Below are 1,847 nucleotides of genomic sequence, written 5' to 3' on the forward strand. Positions count from 1 at the left end.
AACGAGCCTGTAGATTAACTCGTTTTAAAATTTGTTTTATTGATAAACAAACCATAGCTGAGTTCCTATTTTGGTTCAATTGATTACTGTATTTTTACGCAGCATATAAAGAAGTGTTTGGTGTTGTTTAAATTGGCGTTTTGGAAGCGATTACGAGTGGTTGAGTGGTTTTATTTAGGTTAAAAGGACTTCCCCTTCTTAATGCATCGTGTTTTGCAGTTTTTCTATATTATGAACAAGGCAATACAGTTGCCATTGCGTATTAACTTTCGTTTGACCCCGTAAGGTCAATTTATTCATGCCCTTGTTGACGGTAATATTGCCGAACACGGGTTCAATACAGCCTAATCGCTTACTGTATTGTCGTCGTCCGATTGGGCTGTCTATTTTTACTTTCATTTTGTCTACATAGCTCAGCTTTTTGCGTGATTCATTATTTATAAACTGAACTTGTCGTCCCCTTTCTATCGGTGGTTTTCGCATGCATTGCTGCTGTAGCGGGCACGTTTTACAGTCTTTTAAGTAACCACAGAATCGCGTGTATTGCTGGTTATGACTTTTTACATTAATCCCACTTCGCCACATATCATTACCTGCAGGGCAGCGGCAGGTTTGGATGGCTTCATCATAATGAAAATCGTCTGAGGTAAATAAGCGTGGCTTGCCTTTACTGCGTTTTAGTCGGCGCTTTTCTTGCTCCGTTTCGTATGTTTCGCTGTCTTTAAACAGCGGATTTCGTTTTCTAAATTGATTATCCGCAATGTAGGTATCGAACCCGCTTTGCGCCATAAATTCGAGATTTGCTTCGCTGTTAAACCCACTGTCTGCGGTGAACTTAATCGTGTGATCGTCTTTGCGCTTGTCAGTGTTCAATTTATCAAGCTGCTGCTTTAATTGCTTAACAGCTGGCTGTAGGGTTTGTTGCTCACCCACTGAGCCCCACGCTTGAGCTTGCAGGATGATTTGGTGTTTATCGTCATTAATCGCGATGCCGTTGTAGCCTTGAATTGTCCCTTTTGAGGTCGTCATTTTCGCGCTGTCGGGGTCGGTAATATTACTTTTAACTGGCTTGCCTTTACTGCCTGTTTTTTCTTTGTGAGTGGCTAAGAACTCGGTGATTTTATCTGCACTTTTATCCAGCTTCTCTTTTTGTTTTAAATCCTGAGTTATCAACTCTTCACTCAGTCCATCTTGTGATTGGTGGCGTTCAATAATACGTTTGCTTGCGCGTTCTAGTTTTGCTTTTTTGCGGTCTAACTCATCGAATTTGCCGCTCCACTCCTTACTTGCATTGGACTTTAATTTACACCCATCAATGGCAAACATGTTGCGGCCTATCAAGCCTTCCTCATCACATATCATCAGTACTTGCGTAAAAAGCGGCTCAATCTGTTCATGCATTTTGGCCACGAATCCCGCTATTGATGTGTAATGCGGCTGAATATCTCCCGACACACTCATAAATAAAATATTATGCTCGCAAGCCTTTGCAATCCGACGGCTACTGATAAATCCATGTGCATAACCCAGTAAAATAATCTTTAGCATTACCGAAGGCGGATACGCAGCAGCGCCTGTTTTGTCGTTGTTATACCACGCGTCAAAGCCCGATAAGTCGAGTTTATTTTCGACAATATAACAAAGGGCATACTCAAAGGTGCCAGGCAAAATTTGCTCAGCGAAATTGATAGGAATGAATTTATTTTGACAGGATAAGTCAGGCTTATAGTTAGCCATAACAGTTTACCGTGGGTGAATAATATCTATTAGATCACAGCGAATGAATGGATTCAAGGTTAAAAAGCAATCAATTGAAAATAGTAGAATACGTTCCTAGAAAGAGTAAT

1 protein-coding gene is annotated in these 1,847 nt (G+C 40.8%); it reads right to left on the minus strand.

The features are described from left to right. Positions 1-198 precede the first annotated feature (198 nt). Positions 199-1,737: a transposase gene (locus tag I6F45_RS21175; RefSeq protein WP_197162040.1), complete on the minus strand. Its 1,539-nt coding sequence runs from the start codon at positions 1,735-1,737 to the stop codon at positions 199-201. Positions 1,738-1,847: the final 110 nt, after the last annotated feature.

Source organism: Pseudoalteromonas sp. SWYJZ19, from assembly GCF_015864375.1.
In the GTDB taxonomy this organism is placed as follows: Bacteria; Pseudomonadota; Gammaproteobacteria; order Enterobacterales; family Alteromonadaceae; genus Pseudoalteromonas; species Pseudoalteromonas arctica.

Bases quoted from the DNA above. Each gene is read 5' to 3' on its own strand.
- I6F45_RS21175 (WP_197162040.1), bottom strand. From the start codon at position 1,737: ATGGCTAACTATAAGCCTGACTTATCCTGTCAAAATAAATTCATTCCT.